Consider the following 20,739-nt stretch of genomic DNA (forward strand, 5'->3'; position numbering starts at 1 on the left):
AATTATTTGCCGCAAACGTTAAACCGCGCCATGCCACTCGCGGGTGGACCGGCCGCCCGTGGGCGGCCGGCCTCGTCCGTCTTGCTATGCACCTGGCCCCGTCGCGTGCATGGTTTTGATTCGGTTAAGTGATCGGTTGATTCGAACTGCGGTCACGGCAGCTCAGCCCATCTTCTGCATGATGGACATCAGTTTTTTCGCGTAGTGCGGATCGGTTGCGTAACCGGCGCGCTGCATGCCATTGGCGAAGCCGTTCACGTCATGCGCCGAATTGATCACCTGCGCGTAACGCGGATTGCCCTTGAGCAGACTCGCGTAATCGGTCATGGCTTCCTGATACGAGTCGTACGCGCGGAATTTTTCGACAACGCGCTGCGGCTTGCCGTTCACATATTCGGTCGTGACCGTCGACACGGTCTTGCCGGTCCAGTCCTTGCTCGCCTTGATGCCGAACACGTTGTGGCTGGTCGAGCCGTCCGCCTTCTTGATCTCGCTCTTGCCCCAGCCCGATTCGAGCGCGGCCTGGCCGATGATGAAGCGCGCCGGAATGCCGGTCGCAGCGCTGGCGGCTTGCGCAGGTTGGGCGAGCTTGTCGACGAAAGCGTCGACCTTCGGCGAGCTGCCGTCGCCTTTCAGCGGCGGAGTGAGCGCGCTGTTGGCCGAGTAGCCCTTGCCCATCGCCAGTTGGCCGTTGGCCTGCGCATTGCCGTACGCCTTGGCGAGCGCGTTCAGCGCCGCGGTCTGGCCTTCGTCGCCGCCGCCGCTGCCGCCGCCCAATGAGTTAGCCATGCCGGTCAAACCACCCGCACCGCCGCCCACCTGCATGCCCTGATTGCGCATCAGTTGCTTGAGCATTGCGTCAGCCACGCCAATGCCCTTTTGCGACATCTGTTGCGACAACTGCTGATCCATCATCGACGTGAAGGTGGCGCTGTCGTGCGAATCGAACGGACCGTCTTGCGGGGTCGCGTCGCGCATGCTCTTCAACATCATCTGCGTGAACACCGCGTCGAACTGCTGCGCGGCCATCTTCATGCCGGCTTGCGGCGATGCCTTGGCTTGCGCGCTCAGCTTCGCGAAACCCTGCACGTCAAGCGCGAAGCGCTGGGTCAGGTCGTTCGCCGAAGCGGCGGAATTGGTCGTATCCGAATTCATCCCGTGTCTTCCTTAGATGATTTCCAGGTCGGCGCGCAGAGCGCCCGCCGCTTTCATCGCCTGCAGGATCGACATCAGATCCGCGGGCGTCGCACCCAATGCGTTGAGCGCCTTCACCACTTCGGCGAGATTGGCGCCGGCGGTCACCAGCTTCAGTGCGCCGTTGTCCTGCTTCATCTGAATCTGCGACTGCTTGGCCACCACCGTCTGGCCGTTCGAGAACGCGCCAGGTTGGCTCACCACCGGCTGCGTATTGATCACGACCGAGAGGTTGCCATGCGCCACCGCGCAGTTCTGCAGCGTGACCATCTGATTCATCACGATCGAGCCGGTGCGCGCGTTCAGGATCACCTTCGCGGCGGCTTGCGCCGGCTTGACGTCGAGGTTCTGCAACTGCGCCATGAAGGCGACCTGCTGCTCCGGATCGCTCGGCGCGCGCAGTTGAATCGTGCGGCCGTCGAGCGCGGTTGCCGTGCCGCCGCCGAACGCGTTGTTCACCGCGGCCACCACGCGCTGCGTGGTGTCGTAGTCCATTTCGTTCAGGTCGAGCTGCATCGTGCCCGCTTGCGACACTGAAGTCGGCACCGCGCGTTCGACAATCGCGCCGCCGGCGATGCGGCCCGCGGCCAGCGTGTTCACCTGCACCTTGCTGCCGTTGGCGCTCGCGCCGGCGCCGCCGACCGCGAGATTGCCCTGGCCGAGCGCATACACCTGGCCGTCGGCGCCCTTCAGCGGCGTAAGCAGCAGCGTGCCGCCGCGCAGGCTCTTCGCATTGCCGAGCGACGACACGGTCACGTCGATCGCTTCGCCGGGACGCGCGAACGGCGGCAGCACCGCCGTCACCATCACCGCGGCGACGTTCTTCAGCTGGATGTTCGACAGCGACGACTGCGAATTGCTCGAACCCGCCGCCTGGTTGTTGATCGAGATGCCGAGGTTCGCCAGCATGTTGGCGAGCGTCTGCGTGGTGAACGGCGTTTGCGTGGTCTGGTCGCCCGTACCGTCGAGGCCGACGACGAGGCCATAGCCGATCAGCGGATTGTCGCGCACGCCCTGGATCTGCACGAGGTCCTTCAGCCGTTCGGCATGAGCAGGCGTGGCGGCCGGCAGCGCCGCGCAGGCGAGCGCGACGAAGGCCAGCGCGCGGCCGAAACCGGCGAATCGCGCGAGGCGGGTGCGGATGCGTATACGGAAGAGGACGGTACGCATGATCACCACGGCGACACGTTGAGGAAGAAGCGCTGCAGGAAGCCCATGTTCTCGGATTCGTCGATATAGCCCTTCGCGGAATATTCGATCTTCGCGTCGGCCACCTGGGTCGAGTACACGGCGTTCAGGTTGGAGATCGTGTTGGGATTCACCACGCCCGAAAAGCGCACGAATTCATTGCCCTGGTTGATCAGCATCTGCTTTTCGCCGCTGACCATCAGGTTGCCGTTCGGCAGCACGCCGGTCACCGTGACGGTGATCACGCCGCTGAACGTGTTCGACGCATTCGCGCCGCCCGTCGCGGCGAACTTGTTGGCGCCGTTCGCGCTCAGGTTGACCTTGCCGAACAGGCCGCTGAGAAAGCCGGAGGTGGGCACGTCGAAGTTGGTGTTGCCGCTGCGGTTGACGCCCGCGCCCGAGGACTTGGTCGCGTTGACGTTTTCCTGGATCACGATCGTCAGGATGTCGCCGACATTGCGCGGCCGCTGGTCTTCGAACAGCGGACGGCCCGCGTAACCCGGGTTGTAGATCGAGCCCGGCGACTGCGCCGACGGCGGCATCGGTGGCAGCGCAGTCATCGGTTGCTGCGTGATCGGCTGCTTCGGCACGAGGCCGCAGCCACCCAGGGCCGCGAGCAGCGTGAGCTGCACGAGCGCCTGAGCGGTGCGCGAATGAACCGGATTGCGAGTGAAGTGCGACATCATCATTACCGCCTGTTAATTCCCAGTCCCTCGAGCCTTAAACCTGCATCTGGCTCAGGGTCTGCAGCATCTGGTCGGAGGTCGTCACGGCCTTGCTGTTGATTTCGTAAGCGCGTTGCGTCTGGATCATGTTCACCAGTTCCTGCACCACGTTCACGTTCGATGCTTCCACGTAGCCCTGATTCAGCGTGCCGGCGCCGTTCAGACCCGGCTGCGCGACGTTCGGCGCGCCCGACGAAGCAGTTTCCGCAAACAGGTTTTCACCCTTCGCATCCAGACCGGCCGGGTTGATGAAAGTCGCGATCTGCATCGAGCCGAGCTGCTGGCTGTTGGTCGAGCCGGCCACGGTGATCGACACCACGCCGTCGCTGCCGATGGTGAGCGAGGTCGCGTTGTTCGGGATCGTGATCGCCGGGATCACCTGATAGCCGCTCGAGGTCACGAGCTGGCCTTGCGCGTTGGTCTGGAACGAACCGTCGCGGGTATAGGCGGTCGTGCCGTCGGGCATCTGCACCTGGAAAAAGCCCTGACCGTTGATGGCGACGTCTTTCGAGTTGCCGGTCTGTTGCAGGTTGCCCTGCGTGTACAGACGTTCGGTAGCAACTTGCTGCACGCCCGTGCCGAGCTGGATGCCGGACGGCAGTTCGGTGTTCTGCGTCGAGTTCGCGCCCGGTTGGCGGACGGTCTGATACAGCAGGTCCTCGAACACCGCGCGCGAGCCCTTGAAGCCGTTGGTGCTGACGTTCGCGAGGTTGTTCGAGATCACGTCCATCTGCGCCTGTTGCGCATTCATGCCGGTCGCGGCGATGTAGAGTGAGCGATTCATGGTTCTTCTCCGGTGTCGATCGGTGTTGGCGCTTTAGCGCCTGCTCCGATCTCATGCAACTTGTTTGCTGCGCCTACGCGCCCGTTAGCTAAAGCTGAGCAGCTGGTTGGCGGACTGGTCGTTCTTGTCGGCGCTTTCCAGCAGCTTCGTCTGCATCTGGAACTGGCGCGCGTTGGTGATCATCGAGACCATCGCGCTGACCGGATTCACGTTGCTGCCTTCAAGCGAGGCCGGCGCGAGCGTGACAGCCGGATCGGCGTCGGCGGCATTGCCGTCGGCGGTGCGAAAGAGGCCGTCGTCGCCGCGCGTCATGGTTTGCGGATCCGGATTCACCAGCTTCAACTGATCGACCGTCACCACCGCCGTCGGCGGATCGCCCGGCGTCAGCGCGGACACCGTGCCGTCCTTGCCGATGGTGATTTCCGCGCCCGGCGGCACCGACACCGGGCCGCCGTTGCCGAGCACCACCTGATTGGTGGCGTTCACAATTTGGCCGTTTTCGTCGACATGCAGATTGCCGGCGCGCGTGTAGGCTTCGCCGCCGTCGGCGGTTTGCACCGCCAGCCAGCCCGGCCCCTGAATCGCCACGTCGAGCGGGTTGCCCGTCTGCTGGATCGGCCCGGGCGTGTAGTCCGCGCCCGGCGTCGACGACAGCACGAAGGTGCGCGTGGTGTTGTCGTTGATCGAACTGCCGTCGCCGAACGACATCGGCACGGCGCGGAAAGTCGCCAGTTGCGCGCGAAAACCGGTGGTCGATGCGTTGGCCAGGTTGTTCGCGACGATTGCCTGCTGTTCGAGCGCCTGCGTACTGCCCGACATCGCGGTGTAGATCAGCCGATCCATGATGGGTTAGTCCCGGTCGCTTACAGGTTGATCAGGGTCTGGTCGACGGTCTGCTGAGTCTTGATCGTCTGCGCGTTCGCTTGATAGTTGCGTTGCGCGGTGATCAGGTTCACCAGTTCGCTCGTCAGATCGACGTTGGAGTTTTCCACCGCGCCGCCTTGCAGCACGCCGTGGTTGGTCGAGCCCGGCGCCGAAATCTGCGCGACGCCCGAAGCCGAGGTTTGCTGGAACTCGTTGTTGCCGAGGTTCACGAGACCGTTCTGGTTCGAGAAGTTCGCCAGCACGATCTGGCCGAGAGCCGCGGTTTGCTGGTTCGAATAGTTGCCGGTCAGCGTGCCGTCGGCGCCGATCGTGAAGCTCGTCAGCGTGCCCGCGGCGAAGCCGTCGGGCTGCAGCGAGTTCACGCCGTCCTTGCCGCCGAACTGCGTCGTGCCGGCGATGTTCAGCGTCAGCTTCTGCGGCGTCGACGAACCGTCGGTAGTCGGGATCGAGAAGTTGTAGGCAAACGGCGTGGTGGTGGCGACACCCGACGCGTCCGTCGTGCCGAGCAGCGTGCCCGACGAGTTGAAGTTCGCGTGGCCGACCAGTTGCGCCGTGCCCGTCGAGGTGCCGGCGTACACGTTCCACGTACCGGCCGACGTCTTGGCGAAGTACATGTTGACCGTCTGCGAGCCGCCGAGCGAGTCGTAGACCGTCGTGCTGGTCGAGTAGTTGTACGTCGACGAGCTGTTCTGGTTGAACGCCACCGGGGTCGGCGCGATCGCGACGCTGTCGCCGGTCGCCGGCACGCCGTTGAACGTGATGGTCTGGCCGTTGCCGAGCGAGATCGCCGTGCCCGCCGTGTAGGTCGCGGCGGCGGACGTCGTGCCGAGCGTGGTGTCGGTGACCGTGTAGGTCGTCGGGCTCGTGAAGTTGACGGTGTAGCTGTCGTTGTTCGTGCCCGAAGCGGTGTTCGTGATGGTCGCGCCCGGCGTCGTCAGCGTGCTGCCCGCGACGAGCGTCGGCGTGACGGCCGGGGTGCCGAGCATCAAAGGATCCTGCGCGTTCAGGTTCAGACCGGCCGTGATCTTGGTGGTCGCTTGCGGCGCGATGTTCGCGGTCGGCACGGTGAGCGGCACGGTCTGCGCGGTGTTGATGATGCCCGAGCTGTTCGCGGCATAGCCCATCAGCTGCAGGCCTTGCGCGTTGGTGATGAAGCCGTTCTTGTCGAGCTGGAACACCCCGTTGCGCGAGTACACCAGCGAGCCGTTATTCGACAACTGGAAGAAGCCGTTGCCGTTGATCGCGACGTCGAGCGCCTGGTTGGTGCTGGTGATCGTGCCTTGCGAGAACTGCTGCTGCACTTCGGCGAGCTTGGTGCCGATGCCGACCTGGTTGCCCACTGCGGTCGCCACGGAATTGGCGTACATGTCGGCGAATTGCGCAGCGCCGCTCTTGAAGCCAACCGTATTCGCGTTGGCAATGTTGTTGCCGATCACGTCGAGGTCGCTCGACGATGCTGACAAACCACTCAAACCTTGTTGGTAACCCATGACGGTCTCCGTATCTGGAAAGTCGTAACTGACAGAATCTGAATCAGAGGATGGCGGCGACGCTGGTCAAGCCGACCGTCGAGCCGTTCGACAGCACGAGGCCCGGCGTACCGTTGGGCTGCATGACGACGCTTTGCACCGTGGAGCCCGTGAGCGTGGTGGCCGTGGCCTGTTGACCGTTGATCGTGCCGACCGCGCTGATCGTGTAGGTGCCGTCCGGCAGCGCATTGCCGGCCGTGTCGGTCGGCGTCCAGCCCACCGGAATCGTGCCGGCCGACTGCTTGCCGAGGTCGATCGTGTTGACGATCTGACCTGCCGAGTTCTTCACGACGACCTGCAGATCGCCCACCGAGTTGGCGAGCTGCACGCCGAACGCGGCGGCCTTGCCGCTCGCGACCGCCACCGAGCTGCCCGGGGCGAGCACGGTCGAGCCGATCAGCAACGCGGCTTGCGACTGCTGGCCCGCCGACATCTGCGTGGCGAGCGAGCTGAGCGTGGTGTTCAACTGGCTGATGCCCGAGACCGTGTTGATCTGCGCCAGCTGCGAGGTCATCTGCGAGCTGTCCATCGGATTGGTCGGGTCCTGGTTCTTCAACTGCGCGACGAGCAGTTGCAGGAAGGTGTTCTGCAGATCGGTCGCCGAGGTGCCGGACGTGCTGCCCGTCGAACTCGAGGCACTGTTCGTGCCGTTCATCGTATCGAGCAGCGTTTGCGACACAGTCGTGCCGCTGCCGCCAATGGTGGTGTTGGTGGTCAAGGAGCTCTCCTCAGGTTCCGATCGTGAGCGTTTTCAGCATCAGTGTCTTGGCGGTGTTCAGGGTCTCGACGTTGGCCTGGTATGAGCGCGAGGCCGAGATCATGTTGACCATCTCCTGCACCGGATCGACGTTCGGCAACGTGACGTAGCCGTCCGAGTTCGCGGCCGGATTGCCGGGGTCGTAGGCGGTCTTCATCGGCGTCGGGTCGTCGACCACGCCGGTAACCTGCACGCCGCCGACCTGCTGGCCGGAAGCCGTGCGCGCGCCGCCGAGCGGGCTGACCGCGAACACGACCTGCTTGGCCTTGTACGGCTGGCCGTCCGGGCCGGTCGTGCTGTCCGCGTTGGCGAGATTCGACGCCGTCACGTTGAGTCGCTGCGACTGCGCCGACATCGCGGAGCCTGCAACACCAAAAATGTTCATCAGGGATGGCATGTTTCCTGACTTCTCCTGCCGGTTCGAACCGGCTCAAGTGTTAATCCCGTAGCGATTGTTCTTGCGTACTGCTGAGTCTGTCGCCGTGGCTTCTTACGAGCCCGACTGGATTGCCGACAGCATCGATTTGATCTGGCCGGATAGCACCGTCATGCCCGATTCGAAGTGCAACGTGTTGTCCGCGAACTGCACCCGCTCGGTATCGATGTCGACCGTGTTGCCGTCGAGTGCGGGTTGCGTCGGCACGCGGTATTGCAGGTTGCCGTAGTCGTCGGACGTGCCGCCGGTCGGCGTCAGCGTCGACTTGCCGGCCATGTGGCCCGGCGCGGTCGACACCATCGACATGCCGCTCGTCACACCCGCGGGCTGAGTCATCGCCAGCGTCGCGTTGTTCGACGCAGCGGTTCCAGTAGCGCCGCCGCTCTTCTTCAGCGCGCCGGCGAGCGACGAGGCGAAGTCGACGTCGCGCGCCTTGTACCCGGGGGTATCGGCGTTGGCGATATTCGACGACAGCAGCTCCTGCCGATAGGCGCGTACATCGAGCGCCTCACGGCCAAAGGCGAATTCGGCATCGAGTTTGTCCAGCATAAGAATCTCCGGAGAACGTTCCCGAGGCTTCCCGTGCATGCCTCGCGTGAGGACTGCACCAGGCGGGAAGACCTTTTTGCATGAGGTGCATCTTATGGGCCGAACGCAAGCGGCAATCGGACGAATAACCGGGAAAGGGGGCTTCTATTCAACGTTTGCGCAATGGGGGCGCTCACTAGAATGCAAGGCGTACCGATGCATTCGATGGAGAAACAAGATGGACCAGCCCGCCTTCGATCCGACGCACCACGCGAATTGCGCGGCGGCGCATCGCGTGGGTGCGGGCGCTGGCGTCGCGCGGCGTGCCGCGCGCACGGCCTCGCGTCTCCTGATTCGCCTTGTGGTGAGCCTGACGGTGTGGGTCGCCGGTGGCATCGTGCTGCTGCCGGTCAACGCGCAGGCTCAGGAAGCCGGCGGCCCGATCGTGATTCCGGGTCCGGGAGAAAAGAATCCGGCTGCGCTCGCGGATCTGGCCGAGCACATGCAAGCCACGCCTGCAAAGCGCACTGGCTCCGCTGCAACGTTGGCCGCCGCCACCGCGCAGTCGCTGACGCCGAATTCCACGGCTCGCGACGCCGATTCATTCACGCGCGCCGCCAATGCGAGCGGCTCGATCGTCATTCCGGGCGCGGGCGAACCGCCGGCCGCGCCGCAAATGATTCGCACCAGCTTCAAGCCCGACGCCAGCGGTGTCGTGACGATTCCCGCGCCGGGCAGTGGCAATGCCGTGGACGGTGTCGCCAGAGTCAACGTCGTGCCGGGTTCGCGTCAGGCGGTTCCGGTCGTGGTGACGCCTGCGCCGCAGGCGAATGACACACGGCAAGCCGCGGGCGTTCAGCCGGTGGCCGCCAATGCGCCGCTCAACGCAGCCGCTGGGGCCTCCGCGGCGGCAGGATTCGATAGCCTCGCTTCACGCGGAGAGCCGCCGCAGTTGGGCGCGAATGGCAAGCCGGTCGCGACCCGTGCCGCTGTCGCGCCGGCTGCGACGGCCGCGCCCGCGCCGGCCGCTATCGCTCGCACACCGACGGTGCGGCAAGTCGCTCCCGCCGTCGCGCAACAGAATCTTCGCCCCGCGACGCTCGCGCCAGCTGCGCCGCTGCCCGGCCAGCAAGATCCGGAAGCGATCCGCAGCGCCGCGCTCGCGTTCCTGCAGCAGCAGTCCACCGGTTTGCCCGGCAAGGTCGACATCACCGTGGCGCCGGCGTTTCCGCGCGGTCTCGCAGACTGCACGATGCTCGAACCGTTCATGCCGAGCGGCGCGCGCCTGTGGGGCCGCATGACCGTCGGCGTGCGCTGCGCGGGCGAGCGCCCGTGGACCATTTATCTGCAGGCGCGCATCTCGCTGCACGCCACGTACTATCTGGCCGCGCGTGCCATGGCGCCGGGCGAAGTGCTCACCGCCGCCGACCTCGTTGCGCGCGACGGCGACCTGACCGGCTTGCCCCAGGCCATTGTCACGGATCCGTCGCAGGCGGTCGGCTCGGTCACGCTCACGCGCGTCGCCGGCGGCATGCCGCTGCGCCGCGACATGCTGAAAAGCGCGTCGGCGGTATCGATCGGACAGACGGTGCGGGTCGTGGCGGCCGGCGATGGTTTCGCGATTTCGGCGGAAGGCAGCGCGATGAACAATGCGTCGCCGGGCCAGCAGGTGCGGGTCAAGACGGCGAACGGCCAGATCATTTCCGGCATCGTGAAAGACGGCGCGACCGTGGAGATTCAGCTGTGAGCCGCTACGGCGAGCACGCCATGACGAACTCCGGCGCCACGCCCGTTCTTGCGGCCGCGAGCGCTGCGGCGGGCTGCGCCGGAAGCAGGCCAGCCAAGGGGCCGGCCGGAGATGTAAGGAAAGGTAACGCCTTGATCGATTGCGCTAAAGTTTTGATCAGCGGTAGCCGTTATAAGGATCAAATCGTTCAGGAAGCCAATCGTGAAAGTCGATTCCACAACCAATTCGAATCTGCCGACGTTGAAAGACGCCCTGTCCCGTTCGCAACAAAGCGACGCGACGACCGCGAACAGCAACGCGCAGAATGCGGGCACGGCCTCGCAGACCACCACCAGCGGTTCGGGCGACGCCAGCGTCAGCCTGTCGGGTCTGTCGCAGCATCTGCGCAGCCTCGCGGCGTCCGGCTCGGCCGATATCGACACGGCGCACGTCGAGTCGATCAAGCAAGCCATCAAGGACGGCTCGCTGAAGATCGATTCCGGCAAGATCGCCGACGGCGTGCTGAACACCGCACGCGAACTGTTGCAAAGCAAAACCTCGTCGGCCGGCAACTGATCGACGCATCGAAGTACGGTGAAGTGCCGGGCGGCGTTCGACAAACCCGGCTCGCGGAGCATTCGCGAGCCGTCGTGTTCAGCGAGTTGTTGAGATGAAAGACGCCCTGCTTGCCACCCTCATCGAAGAATATTCGGCCGTCGAGGCATTTGCCTCGATTCTGACGCTCGAGACCAAGGCGCTGACTGCCTTGTCGCCGCTGGAATTGCTGCCGCCGATCGTCGAGAAGAAAACCGAACTGATCGGCGAGCTCGCCAAGCTCGAAGCCACGCGTGACGGGCTGCTCGCCGAGCTGGGCTTTCCGGCCGGCTGGCCCGGCATGGAGCTCGCGGCCAGTACCGACCCACGCATCGCCGAGCAATGGTCGCTGCTGCAGAAAGCCGCCGAACGCGCGCGGCGCTGCAATACCAGCAACGGTGAACTGATCCGCGTGCGCATGGACTACAACCAGCGGGCACTCACGGCGCTGCAGGTGGCCGTGCCGCAGAAGGTCGGTTTTTATGGTCCAGATGGCCGGATTCCGGCGCGTCCCACCGTGTAGAGATTGTCGTTGGACCCGCATGGCCTGACGCGCGGGTCTGGCTGAAACAGCTGTATTGAAAAGGGCTCGTCTTTTGACGAGCCCTTTTTGCTTTTCAAGCATTCCGTATCGATCACGCCGCCCTCCTTCCCACACACGTTAGCCATCCGGCCAGGTGGCGCGGAATCGCCACCCGCGTTGAAATCACGGCTTCCCCCTTACTGAGTCGCTCCGTCGTCCCGGGCTTTTTCAAAGCTATCCGGACGTGCATCAACGGAGTGCTAAGCACTAGCGAGATTGTGTAATGGTGTGTATGATTCGAGGAGTGCAGTATGAAAAGTGCCGAGGTCGTGAAACTCATTCAAGCGGCGGGTTGGCAGCTGGTCCGCATATCGGGCAGCCACCATCATTTTCGTCACGCGGCAAGATCCGGTCTCGTGACCATCCCGCATCCGAAGAAAGACCTTCCGCCCGGCACATTGAACAGCATCCTGAAACAGGCGGGCCTGAAATGAAAAACCTGACTTTCCCTATCGCGATTGAACCGGGTAGCGCGGATCACGCGTTCGGCGTCATCGTGCCCGACATTCCGGGCTGTTATGCGGCAGGCGACACGCTGGAGGAAGCCTACGCGAACGCCAAGGAGGCTATCGAGGCACATCTGGACCTGCTGCTCGACGAGGGCTTGCCGATTCCCGCGCGACGAACGCTGCAAGAGCATCGGCGCAATCCCGACTATGCGGATTTCACGTGGGGACTTGTCGCCACCCGGAATATTCCCGCCTTGAAGAAGGCGGTACGTATCAATATCTCGCTGCCCGAAGCGCTGGTCCAGGAGATCGACACTTATGCCCAGGCGCGTGGCATGTCGCGCTCGGCCTTTCTGGCACTGGCCGCGGAACATGAAATGGCCGAGGCATGAGGAAAAGCGGATGCGCGACGCTCCGCTCCCTGCTCATTCATACCATCGAGTACTCGAACTTCAGGTCGCCTCGGCGTTCGCCCAGGCCATCTCGCGCAAGCGCGTGCGCAAACGGGCCACGGCCTGGCTGTGCAACTGGCACACCCGTGATTCGCTGACTTCCATCACCGCGCCAATTTCGCGCAGGTTCATGCCGCGTTCGTAGTACAGCGACATCAGCAGCTTCTCGCGATCCGGCAGGCGGTCGATCGCCTCCACCAGTGCCGAGCGCAGGCTGTCGTCGAGCAGCGCCGACAGCGGGTCCGAGTGATCGACACAGTAGCGGTCGAGGAACGGCTCGTCGTCCGCCGAACGGTCGAAGTCTTCGTAGTAGATCAGCTGGCTGCCGTGCAGATCCTGCAGCATCGACTGATACTCGTCGAGCGGCATTTGCAGGTGCTCGGCAATCTCCGTTTCGCTCGCCGAGCGGCCCAGGTTCTGCTCCACCTTGTGCACCGCCGTTTCCACTTCACGCGAGGTGCGCCGCAAGCTGCGCGGCAACCAGTCGTTGCTGCGCAACTCGTCGAGCATCGCGCCGCGAATCCGCTGGCTGGCGTAAGTCTCGAACTGCGCGCCCTGGTCTTCCTTGTAGCGGCTTGCCGCGTCCAGCAGTCCGATCATGCCGGCCTGGATCAGATCGTCGAGATCGACGCTCGCCGGCATCTTGGCGACGAGCTGCAAGCCGAGGCGACGCACGAGCGGTGCGTACTTCGTCAGAACTTCGGCTTGGGAAATCTTTCCCTGAGCGTTGTACATCGTGCTCCCCTTGTCCTTGTGCCGCCTCTAGGCGTGCTGCGCAGACGGTTGGTCGGCGTGTTGCGCCGCTGTAACTGTCGCAGGCGCCATCCACGGCGTTTGCGACGACATCGCTGGCCGCATCGGCCAGTACTGCAATTCGGCCGCGAGGTGCCGGAAGTCGCGCGCAGCCGGTGTCGATGGAAACGCATCGACGACACAACGCGACAACTCCAGGGCTCGCGCCATCCGCCCATCGGCGGCAATACAACCGGCGTCTTCCAGCGCCACCGTCAGGTAGCGCCCGGCCACGCCGGCCAGGTTTGCAAACGCGGTATGCGCGTCGTTCACGCTCTGCACGTGGTTCACCAGCACGCGGAACTGCGCGATGGCGTGCCCGTAGTGCAGGCGCTTCATGCATGCGTACGCGTCGGTGATCGCCTGCGCGGCCATGCGCGTGACGATCATTACGTCGTGCGCCTGCATCGCGAGCGCCGACAGGTGGCCTTGCGGATCGAGTTGCGCGTCGATCAGCACGACATCGGCGGAGCCTCGCAACACCACACCGAACTCCGCAGCCGTATGGCCTTCCCGGTTAGGACGCGAGGCGGCCAGCACCGAGAAGCCGAGCGCGTGCCGCGCGGCGGCGTCGTCGAGCGTCATCTCGCCACGCATCACGGCGGCGAAATTGCCTGCGCCGCGCACGCCGCCGAGCATCGCGCTCACCGACTTCTCGCCGAGGCATTCGTCGATTACCAGCACGTCTTTACCTTGCTGCGCCAACGCGGCGGCGAGGTTCACCACCGTCGTCGTCGAGCCGACACCGGCCGAGCCGCTCGTCACCGCAATCACGCGCGAGCCGCTGCGAGCCAACATCCGCCGCAATCCTTCTGCCTGATCGGAGATGAGCTTATCCAAAGCGGACCTCGTGCAACTCGGACGTGGAACGCGCGGACAAAGCGGACAGCAAAGCCGGAATGTCGTCGTCGTGTGGCACGAATGGCGAGTTGTCGCGCGGTATGCAGAAGGCGCTCTTGATCAGGAATTTCCTCGTCGCGACGTACAGGTTCTCCGGCACCTTCTGACCGGTCGACACGTAGTGCACCGGCAGCTTGTAGCGGATCACCGTATCGAGCACGCCGCCTAGATTGGTGGCTTCGTCGAGCTTGGTCAGAATGCAGCCGGCGAGCGGCTGTTGATCGGGCGCGCGCTGATAGGCCTGCACGACTTCGTTGAGCGTGTCGCCGTGGCTCGTTGCGTTGAGCAGCAACAGGCGCTGCACCGGCTGACCAGCGTGGCACAGCATTGCGATCTGGTCGGAGACGAGGCGGTCGCGCTGGCTCATGCCGATCGTGTCGATCAGCACGATGTGCTTGTTGCGCAGTTCGGAGAGCGCGAGTTGCAGGTCGGCACCGTCCTTCACCGCGTGCACCGAGACGCCGAGAATCTTGCCGAAGATGCGCAGTTGTTCGTGGCCGCCGATCCGGTAGCTGTCGGTGGTGAGCAACGCGACCTTGCTGGCGCCGAAGCGCATCACGCAGCGCGCGGCAAGCTTGGCGGTGGTCGTCGTCTTGCCGACGCCCGTCGGGCCCATTAGCGCGAACACACCGCCGCGCTCCATCAGCGCGTCTTCGTCTTCCATCACCGGCAGGTTCGAATCGAGCACCGAGCGGACCCAGTCCATGCCGCCTTCCATGTTCTCGACGTCGTCCGGCAGGTTGTCGACCATCATCTGCACGAGCTGCGCGGAGAAACCGGCGGCGAACAGATGCTTGGTGAGCGAGGCGCGCACTGGATTGCGGCGCTGGCGTTCGCCCCACAGCAAGCCGGCGAAGTGTTCTTCCATCATCCCGCGCATCGACGACAGTTCGCTCATCACGGTGTCGTTGACGACCTGCTCCATGCGCGCCTTGATCGCTTCGGCGACCGAAGCGGGCGTGCGGGCGTCATCGCTCGAGGACGGCGCGGGTGCGTTTTTCTGCGCGGCGCGGCGCGCGGCGGCTTGCGCGCCTTCGCGCGCCCAGTCGGGCGTGTCGACGGCTTGCGGCGCGGGGGTCTTGCCCGGCTCGACGGCGGCGCCGAGGCCCTTGGCCATCGCAGCGGCCGGCGTCATCGCCGCGGGGCGCGCGCTGTATGCGCCTTGCGGCTGCTGTTCGGCGGCGATGCGGCGCGCGTGGTCGATCAACCATGGATTCGATTCGGCCATGGTGCGCGGCGTTTGCGCGTTGGAGCTCGGCGCGCTCGGCGCAGCCGGTACGCCGGCCGCTTTGAGCAGATCGGCGCGGATGTCTTCGGTGAGACGCGACGCCGCGGCGCGGGCGCTCGGTTGTTCGAGGGCGATCGGTTGCGACGGCAACGCCGCTGCTGGCTTGACCGGTGCCGCTGCCTTCACCGGCGCGGCCGGCAACGCTTTGGGCGTGCCCGCCAATGCGGCCTTCGGCGCGTTCGCGGCCGGCTTCATGATGGCGGCCGGTGCGTCGCTCGCGTCTTCATCGGCGTGGCTGGAATTGGCGTGGACCGAGCTGTTGCCCGCATTCTCCGCGCCCGCTTCCGGGCTTGCGCCGAACACCGACGAGAACACATCGGGCATGCCGCTCGCATACGGATTCGCCTGCATCGCCGATGTTGCCGGCATGGCGCGCGGTGCGGCGAGCGCCGGTTGTCCAGCCATGACATTCATCGATCCAGCCTGCGTTGCGCCGGCGCCTGCGCGCGGAACCTTCGGCGTGATGGCGGCGAGGTCGCTGTCGGCCAGTGCGACGATCTCGACGCTGCCGTCGTCCATCGTGCGATTGGACAGTACGACGGCATCCGCGCCCAACGCTTCGCGCACGAGACGCAGCGCATCACGACTGGTAGCACCGACAAATTTACGAATGTTCAAGCTGGACCCCCGATGAGGTAAACGGACTAACGGACCGGCAACATACCGCTTCCCATTGAGATCATTATTGCGAAACCCGTCGAGTCACGATCGATGGATAAAGACCGTTAAACGTGGGCAATTCGGGCGATGGAAACGCGCCGCAAGTCATGCGCACGGCGGTTTTAAACATGCCTTTCCCGCGCGCGCGGCGGCGCTTTCGCGGACGCAGCATGTACTCCGCCGTCCGCTCGCGGCATGAAAAGTCAGGCGCCGAAATGAAAACCGGCGCTCGATGAGCGCCGGCAAGAGACATCGGCCGGAAGCAGGCCACGGTGAGCTGCCCGCGTCAGCCGTGCGCGCCGATCAGATTCACCACCTTGATATTGCGCGTGTCGGGCACTTCCGCATACGACAGCACCTTCAACTGCGGCAGGCTGCGGCGCAGGAAACGCGCGAGCATCGGCCGCAACGCGTGCTGCACGAGCAGCACGGGCGCGAGCCCGAGGTTCTGCTGACGCGTCATCGCCTTCTGGGTTTCGTTCAGCAGCGTGTGCGCGAGGCCTGGCTCGAGACCCGGATTGGAGCCGGTCGAGAGCGCCTGCGAGAGCACACGCTCAAGATTCGAATCGAGGCCCATCACCTGCATGTCGCCAATGCCCGGGAACCACTGCTGCGTGATCGCGCGACCCAGCGCGAGGCGCACGGCGGCGGTGAGATCGTGCGCGTCGGTGATCTTCGGCGTGTGTTCGGAGAGCGCTTCGAGGATCGTGCGCATGTCGCGGATCGGCACGCCTTCTTCCAGCAGGTTTTGCAGCACCTTTTGCAGCGTGGTGAGCGGCAGCGACTTCGGCACCAGATCGTCGACCAGCGACGGTGTGTCCTTCTGCATCCGCTCGAGCAGCGCCTGCACTTCCCGGCGGCCGAGCAGTTCCGACGCGTGCGTGACCACGAGGTGATTCAGGTGCGTCGCCACCACGGTGCTCGAATCGACCACCGTGTAGCCGTACACCTGCGCCTGTTCGCGCAGGTTCGTATCGATCCAGATGGCCGGCAAGCCGAAGGCGGGATCCTGCGTCGGCGTGCCCGGCAGCGCGGCGGAGACCTGGCCTGGATTGATCGCCAGCCACTGGCCCGGATACGCTTCACCGACACCCACTTCGACGCCCTTGAGCGCGATGCGATAGCCGTTCGGCCGCAACTCAAGGTTGTCGCGGATATGAATGACCGGCGGCAGAAAGCCGATTTCCTGCGCGAACTTCTTGCGGATGCTCTTGATCCGCTTGAGCAGTTCGCCGTCCGAGTTCTTGTCAACGAGCGGGATCAGCCGGTAGCCGACTTCAAGGCCGAGCGTGTCGATCATCGTCACGTCGTCCCAGCTCGCTTCGGTGTTTTCGACCGGCGCCATCGCGGCCGGCGCGACATCGACGAGTGCCGTGGTGTTCTTGCGATCGTCGGCGCGCTTTTTCATCGTGCGGCCAAGCTGGATCAGACCGCCGCCGAGAATCAGAAACGCGAAGTGCGGCATGCCCGGAATCAGGCCCATCAGCACGAGAATGCAGCCGGTGATCACCAGCACGCGCGGATTCGTGAACAACTGGCCGGTAAGCTGCGTGCCGATGTCCTCGTTGGTCGCCACGCGCGAGACGATCACGCCGGCCGCCGTCGAAATCACCAGCGACGGAATCTGCGCGACGAGGCCGTCACCGATCGTCAGCAGCGTGTAGTTCTTGCCCGCGGACGCGAAGTCCATGCCGTGCTGGACCATCCCGACGATCAAGCCGCCGACGATGTTGATCACCATGATCAGCAAACCGGCGATCGCATCGCCGCGCACGAACTTGCTCGCGCCGTCCATCGAGCCGTAGAACTCGGCTTCCTGCGAGACTTCGGCGCGGCGCTTCCTGGCCTGTTCTTCGTTGATGAGGCCGGCGTTCAGGTCGGCGTCGATCGCCATCTGCTTGCCGGGCATCGCATCGAGCGTGAAGCGCGCGGACACTTCCGCGATCCGCCCCGCGCCCTTGGTGATCACCATGAAGTTGATCACCATCAAAATGATGAAGACGACGATACCGACCGCGAAGTTGCCGCCCACGAGGAAGTGGCCGAACGACTCGATCACCTGGCCGGCCGCGTCGGGACCGGTGTGGCCTTCGAGCAGCACGACCCGCGTGGACGCCACGTTCAGCGAGAGGCGCAGCAAGGTCGAGAACAGCAGCACGCTCGGGAACGCGGCGAAGTCGAGCGGCTTCATCGTGTACATGCTGACGAGCAGCACCATCACGGACAGCGCGATGTTGAAGGTGAACAGCAGATCCAGCAGGAACGGCGGCAACGGCAAAATCATCATGCCGAGGATCATGCAGATCAGCACCGGCCCGGCGAGGGCGCGTAAATTGGTGCTGCTCAAGGCATCCGGCCGTCGAGCGAGGAAACCGGCGCGAGCGTTCATGCGGAGGCTCCTGAAGCGTCGTCGTTATCTGGGTTAACAGCGGGGTTGAGCGTGTCGGCGGCTTCCTGCTCGGCTTCATCGTCCGACACGCCGCCCTTGTCGAGTTCCGCGGGCACGTCGAGTTCGGTCGGTGCGAGCGGCACGTCGCCGCCTTCGGTCTTGAAGCGCCGCAACTGGTACACCCACGCGAGCACTTCGGCGACCGCGCCATACAGCGGGCCCGGAATCTCGCGGTTCAGTTCGACGTTGTGATACAGCGCCCGCGCGAGCGGCGGCGCTTCCAGCAACGGCACGTTGTTTTCGGCGGCGATTTCGCGAATCCGCGCCGCCACGAGGTTCACGCCCTTGGCGACCACCTTCGGCGCGCGCATCTCGCCGTCGGTGTATTGCAGCGCCACGGCGAAGTGCGTCGGGTTGGTCACCACCACGTCGGCCTTCGGCACGTTGGTCATCATGCGGCGACGGGCAATCGCGCGCTGCTGCTGGCGAATCCGGCCTTTGACGTGCGGATCGCCTTCGCTTTCGCGGTGTTCGCGCTTCACTTCTTCCTTCGTCATGCGCAGCTTCTTGTGGAATTGCCACAGTTGATACGGCACATCCATCGCGGCGACGACGAACATGCCCGCCACCGTCATGCCGCAGCACACGGCGATCAGATGCACGGTGTTGGCAAGCGCGAGATGCAGCGGCTGGGTGGCCAGCGCGAGAATCTCCTCGCGGCGATTCCAGACCGCGGTGCCGCCGATCACGCCCACCACCAGCGTCTTCGCGAGCGACATGCCGAGCTGGATCGGTCCGTTGATCGAAAATATCTTGCCGAGGCCGGCGATCGGATTGAGGCGGTTGAACTTCGGTTCGAGGCCTTTCGCCGACAACTGCCAGCCGCCCAGCGCCATGGGTGCGAACAAGGCGGCCGCGCCGGTGAAACCGAGAATCGGCAACAGCGCGTAGAGCCCTTCGCGGCTCGCCACGCCCGCGCCGATCATCATGCGGCGGGTTTCGAACGCGCTGGCGTGATCGAACGTGAAGGCCGCGCGCAGCATGCTCTGCAAATGTTCGCCGATGCTGCCGGACATCCCCCACACGCCGAAGAAGCCCGCCGCCAGCAGGGCAAACGTGGACAGCTCCCGCGAACGCACGATCTGCCCTTCCTCGCGCGCCTTCTGCAGGCGCCGGGGAGTGGCTGATTCGGTTTTTTCGAGGTCGCTATCCTCTGCCACAAAAGCTCTCCAGTCGGCTGAGGCACGGCGCCTCTTTCCAGTGAGAGCGATTATTCCCGCTCGACGCAAGCACCGATCGGCGGATAAGGGCGGAGAAAGGGGGGTATTTCGAGGGATGGAACAGCCGGGAAGCCGGCCGGTCGGGCTTGCTGGCCGCGCCGCGACGAGACAGTGTGGTCGACGCGAGCGTGCCGGGATGGCGCGGCGTGCTCAGTGTAAGCGCGCCGGCGCGGGCAGGTTTTCGCGGCCGATCAGTGATCGATCCGCGCAAAGCCACCGCTCGCGGCCGGACCGGACGCTCGCGCGGGTCTCGCGCGAGCGTCGGTCCCGCCTCAGCCTTCAGTGCGGCGCTTCGATCAGAACGCCACGAAAGGCGCCTGACCGCCGTTCGCGGTTTGATCGATGCCGTAGTACACGTGGCGGCCGTAGAAGAACGGCAAGCCCAGATCGAAGCTGCTGTTGCCGCCGATCTGCCCTGCCAGGTCGTTGAACGCGTAGTTGCTGCCGTTGCCGAACAGCGTCGACGCACTCAGGATGCCGATGCTGGCGCTCGCCTGCGTGTTGTTCAGCCCGACCAGCGTCAGCGTCCGCGTTTGCGCCGACGACGGGCAGTAAAAGCCCGCGAAATTGCTGCCGCACTGCGCGAGGGAGCTATCGCCGAAGAAGTAGGCGTTCGAGCCCGAATCGAGGAAGGCCTGCACCGTCGTACCGTTGAACACGCTGTTGTCCAGGTCGCCGAAAGCGTCGGTGGTAAAGAGCTGGACCCCGGTGAGCGCATTGTTCGACTGCGTGCCGACACCGAACACCAGTGTGCCGGTTGCCGACGGCGCGCCGGTATTCGACACCGGCGGCATCTGCACGATCACGCCGTTCTTGTCGACCGGGAAGAACGGGACCGGATTGGCCACCTGCTGCGCGAGCGGCACCGCCGTGCGGGCGCAAGACGCGCCGTTCGGACAGGCGAAGTAATTGCTGAAGTTGGCCGCCGTCCCGGCATCCACGCAGGTCACACCGCAATCGGTCGGCGACGTGCCAATGCCGAGAATGCCGTTCGCGCCGAGATCGCTGGCGGTGTTTTCGTCCGAGCCGTTGCCGCAACTGCTCGTGGGCACCGTGCTCGAGTCCTTGTCGCCGATGATCTGCATCGGAATCGCCGCCGTCGTTCTCTCGCCGCCGATCGCGATGGTCGCGGTGCGCACCGTGCCCCACGTGAAGCCATCCGCGAACGTCGCGCACTCGGCAAGCTGCGCGCCGCCGACGGTGCTGACCGGCAACGCACTGAGCAGCGAGCCGTTGAAAGCCGAACTGACCACGCGCAGTCCGTACGAACCCGTATCGACCTGGATATTGTTAATAGTCTGACAATTCGAGGTCGAGCCGGGCGCGCAAACCGTCACGCTGACCGTCGGGATATTGACGATGCCGGTCACGCCCCGGCCGACCGTGATGGGCACGGTGTTCGCCGCGTTCGCGGCGATTGGCTGCTGGGTCGGGCTCGGCGGCAGCGAGCCGCCGTTCAGCGCGTTCGACGAATTGTTATTGGAATCGCCACCGCCGCCGCATGCGACGAGCGCCGACACCAACGCCAAGGCCGCGACGGCCTGCATCCAGCCCTTGAGCTTCACAGCAATATGCTTGGTTCGCATGTCTCGTCCTCGCT

Annotated in this window: 20 protein-coding genes; 5 read left to right on the top strand and 15 right to left on the bottom strand. The window is 64.8% G+C overall.

Annotation, left to right across the window (positions count from 1 at the left end; all coding sequences use genetic code 11):
* Positions 1 to 162: 162 nt before the first annotated feature.
* The 9 genes from flgJ to flgB form a co-directional block, all read right to left on the bottom strand.
* Positions 163 to 1,155 (bottom strand): flagellar assembly peptidoglycan hydrolase FlgJ, encoded by a 993-nt coding sequence (gene flgJ / locus P0D96_RS05975; protein WP_132376605.1) that lies wholly within the window; start codon positions 1,153 to 1,155, stop codon positions 163 to 165.
* A 12-nt stretch (positions 1,156 to 1,167) separates the two neighbouring features.
* Positions 1,168 to 2,364 carry a flagellar basal body P-ring protein FlgI gene (locus tag P0D96_RS05980; protein WP_408176428.1) on the bottom strand — a complete coding sequence of 399 codons (1,197 nt, stop codon included), beginning with the start codon at positions 2,362 to 2,364 and terminating at the stop codon, positions 1,168 to 1,170.
* A gap of 2 nt (positions 2,365 to 2,366) precedes the next feature.
* Positions 2,367 to 3,065 carry a flagellar basal body L-ring protein FlgH gene (gene flgH / locus P0D96_RS05985; protein WP_132376603.1) on the bottom strand — a complete coding sequence of 233 codons (699 nt, stop codon included), beginning with the start codon at positions 3,063 to 3,065 and terminating at the stop codon, positions 2,367 to 2,369.
* Between the two features lie 37 nt (positions 3,066 to 3,102).
* Positions 3,103 to 3,891, bottom strand: coding sequence for a flagellar basal-body rod protein FlgG (flgG, locus tag P0D96_RS05990; protein WP_012434703.1), 789 nt, complete (start codon positions 3,889 to 3,891; stop codon positions 3,103 to 3,105).
* Between the two features lie 84 nt (positions 3,892 to 3,975).
* The gene (flgF, locus tag P0D96_RS05995; RefSeq protein WP_132376602.1) at positions 3,976 to 4,734 is read right to left on the bottom strand and encodes a flagellar basal-body rod protein FlgF; all 759 of its coding nucleotides are present in this window, start codon (positions 4,732 to 4,734) and stop codon (positions 3,976 to 3,978) included.
* Positions 4,735 to 4,754: 20 nt separating this feature from the next.
* A complete protein-coding gene (locus P0D96_RS06000) occupies positions 4,755 to 6,266 on the bottom strand; it encodes a flagellar hook protein FlgE (protein WP_408285605.1) in 1,512 nt (503 codons plus the stop codon).
* 43 nt (positions 6,267 to 6,309) lie between these two features.
* Complete coding sequence (locus P0D96_RS06005) at positions 6,310 to 7,023, bottom strand: flagellar hook assembly protein FlgD (protein WP_132376600.1); 714 nt, start codon at positions 7,021 to 7,023, stop codon at positions 6,310 to 6,312.
* A 10-nt stretch (positions 7,024 to 7,033) separates the two neighbouring features.
* Complete coding sequence (flgC, locus tag P0D96_RS06010; RefSeq protein WP_012434707.1) at positions 7,034 to 7,459, bottom strand: flagellar basal body rod protein FlgC; 426 nt, start codon at positions 7,457 to 7,459, stop codon at positions 7,034 to 7,036.
* A gap of 93 nt (positions 7,460 to 7,552) precedes the next feature.
* Positions 7,553 to 8,047: a flagellar basal body rod protein FlgB gene (flgB, locus tag P0D96_RS06015; protein ID WP_408176425.1), complete on the bottom strand. Its 495-nt coding sequence runs from the start codon at positions 8,045 to 8,047 to the stop codon at positions 7,553 to 7,555.
* Between the two features lie 217 nt (positions 8,048 to 8,264).
* Between flgB and flgA the strand changes: the two genes are divergently transcribed.
* The 5 genes from flgA (at position 8,265) to P0D96_RS06040 (ending at position 11,770) form a co-directional block, all read left to right on the top strand.
* Positions 8,265 to 9,773 carry a flagellar basal body P-ring formation chaperone FlgA gene (gene flgA, locus P0D96_RS06020; RefSeq protein ID WP_408285602.1) on the top strand — a complete coding sequence of 503 codons (1,509 nt, stop codon included), beginning with the start codon at positions 8,265 to 8,267 and terminating at the stop codon, positions 9,771 to 9,773.
* Positions 9,774 to 9,974: 201 nt separating this feature from the next.
* A complete protein-coding gene (flgM, locus tag P0D96_RS06025; RefSeq protein WP_132376597.1) occupies positions 9,975 to 10,328 on the top strand; it encodes a flagellar biosynthesis anti-sigma factor FlgM in 354 nt (117 codons plus the stop codon).
* 94 nt (positions 10,329 to 10,422) lie between these two features.
* On the top strand, positions 10,423 to 10,869 hold the full coding sequence (locus P0D96_RS06030; RefSeq protein WP_408176423.1) for a flagella synthesis protein FlgN: 447 nt from the start codon (positions 10,423 to 10,425) through the stop codon (positions 10,867 to 10,869).
* Positions 10,870 to 11,180: 311 nt separating this feature from the next.
* Complete coding sequence (locus P0D96_RS06035; protein ID WP_132376595.1) at positions 11,181 to 11,363, top strand: type II toxin-antitoxin system HicA family toxin; 183 nt, start codon at positions 11,181 to 11,183, stop codon at positions 11,361 to 11,363.
* Positions 11,360 to 11,770: a type II toxin-antitoxin system HicB family antitoxin gene (locus P0D96_RS06040; protein WP_132376594.1), complete on the top strand. Its 411-nt coding sequence runs from the start codon at positions 11,360 to 11,362 to the stop codon at positions 11,768 to 11,770. Before P0D96_RS06035 ends, P0D96_RS06040 begins: the two co-directional genes overlap by 4 nt.
* Before the next feature lie 60 nt (positions 11,771 to 11,830).
* Here P0D96_RS06040 and P0D96_RS06045 read toward each other — a convergent pair whose 3' ends face one another.
* From P0D96_RS06045 to P0D96_RS06070, 6 genes are all read right to left on the bottom strand, one after another.
* Positions 11,831 to 12,565 (bottom strand): RNA polymerase sigma factor FliA, encoded by a 735-nt coding sequence (locus tag P0D96_RS06045; RefSeq protein WP_132376593.1) that lies wholly within the window; start codon positions 12,563 to 12,565, stop codon positions 11,831 to 11,833.
* A 27-nt stretch (positions 12,566 to 12,592) separates the two neighbouring features.
* The gene (locus P0D96_RS06050) at positions 12,593 to 13,462 is read right to left on the bottom strand and encodes a nucleotide-binding protein (protein ID WP_132376592.1); all 870 of its coding nucleotides are present in this window, start codon (positions 13,460 to 13,462) and stop codon (positions 12,593 to 12,595) included.
* Positions 13,455 to 15,428 (bottom strand): flagellar biosynthesis GTPase FlhF, encoded by a 1,974-nt coding sequence (gene flhF / locus P0D96_RS06055; protein WP_408285596.1) that lies wholly within the window; start codon positions 15,426 to 15,428, stop codon positions 13,455 to 13,457. Before flhF ends, P0D96_RS06050 begins: the two co-directional genes overlap by 8 nt.
* A 328-nt stretch (positions 15,429 to 15,756) precedes the next feature.
* The gene (gene flhA / locus P0D96_RS06060; protein WP_132376590.1) at positions 15,757 to 17,859 is read right to left on the bottom strand and encodes a flagellar biosynthesis protein FlhA; all 2,103 of its coding nucleotides are present in this window, start codon (positions 17,857 to 17,859) and stop codon (positions 15,757 to 15,759) included.
* Positions 17,856 to 19,079, bottom strand: coding sequence for a flagellar biosynthesis protein FlhB (gene flhB, locus P0D96_RS06065; protein WP_132376589.1), 1,224 nt, complete (start codon positions 19,077 to 19,079; stop codon positions 17,856 to 17,858). The genes flhA and flhB overlap by 4 nt, the downstream gene beginning before the upstream one ends.
* A gap of 356 nt (positions 19,080 to 19,435) precedes the next feature.
* A complete protein-coding gene (locus tag P0D96_RS06070) occupies positions 19,436 to 20,725 on the bottom strand; it encodes a DUF3443 domain-containing protein (protein WP_408285594.1) in 1,290 nt (429 codons plus the stop codon).
* Positions 20,726 to 20,739: the final 14 nt, after the last annotated feature.

The sequence above is a fragment of the Paraburkholderia sp. RL17-347-BIC-D genome (assembly GCF_046027915.1).
Taxonomy (GTDB): Bacteria; Pseudomonadota; Gammaproteobacteria; order Burkholderiales; family Burkholderiaceae; genus Paraburkholderia.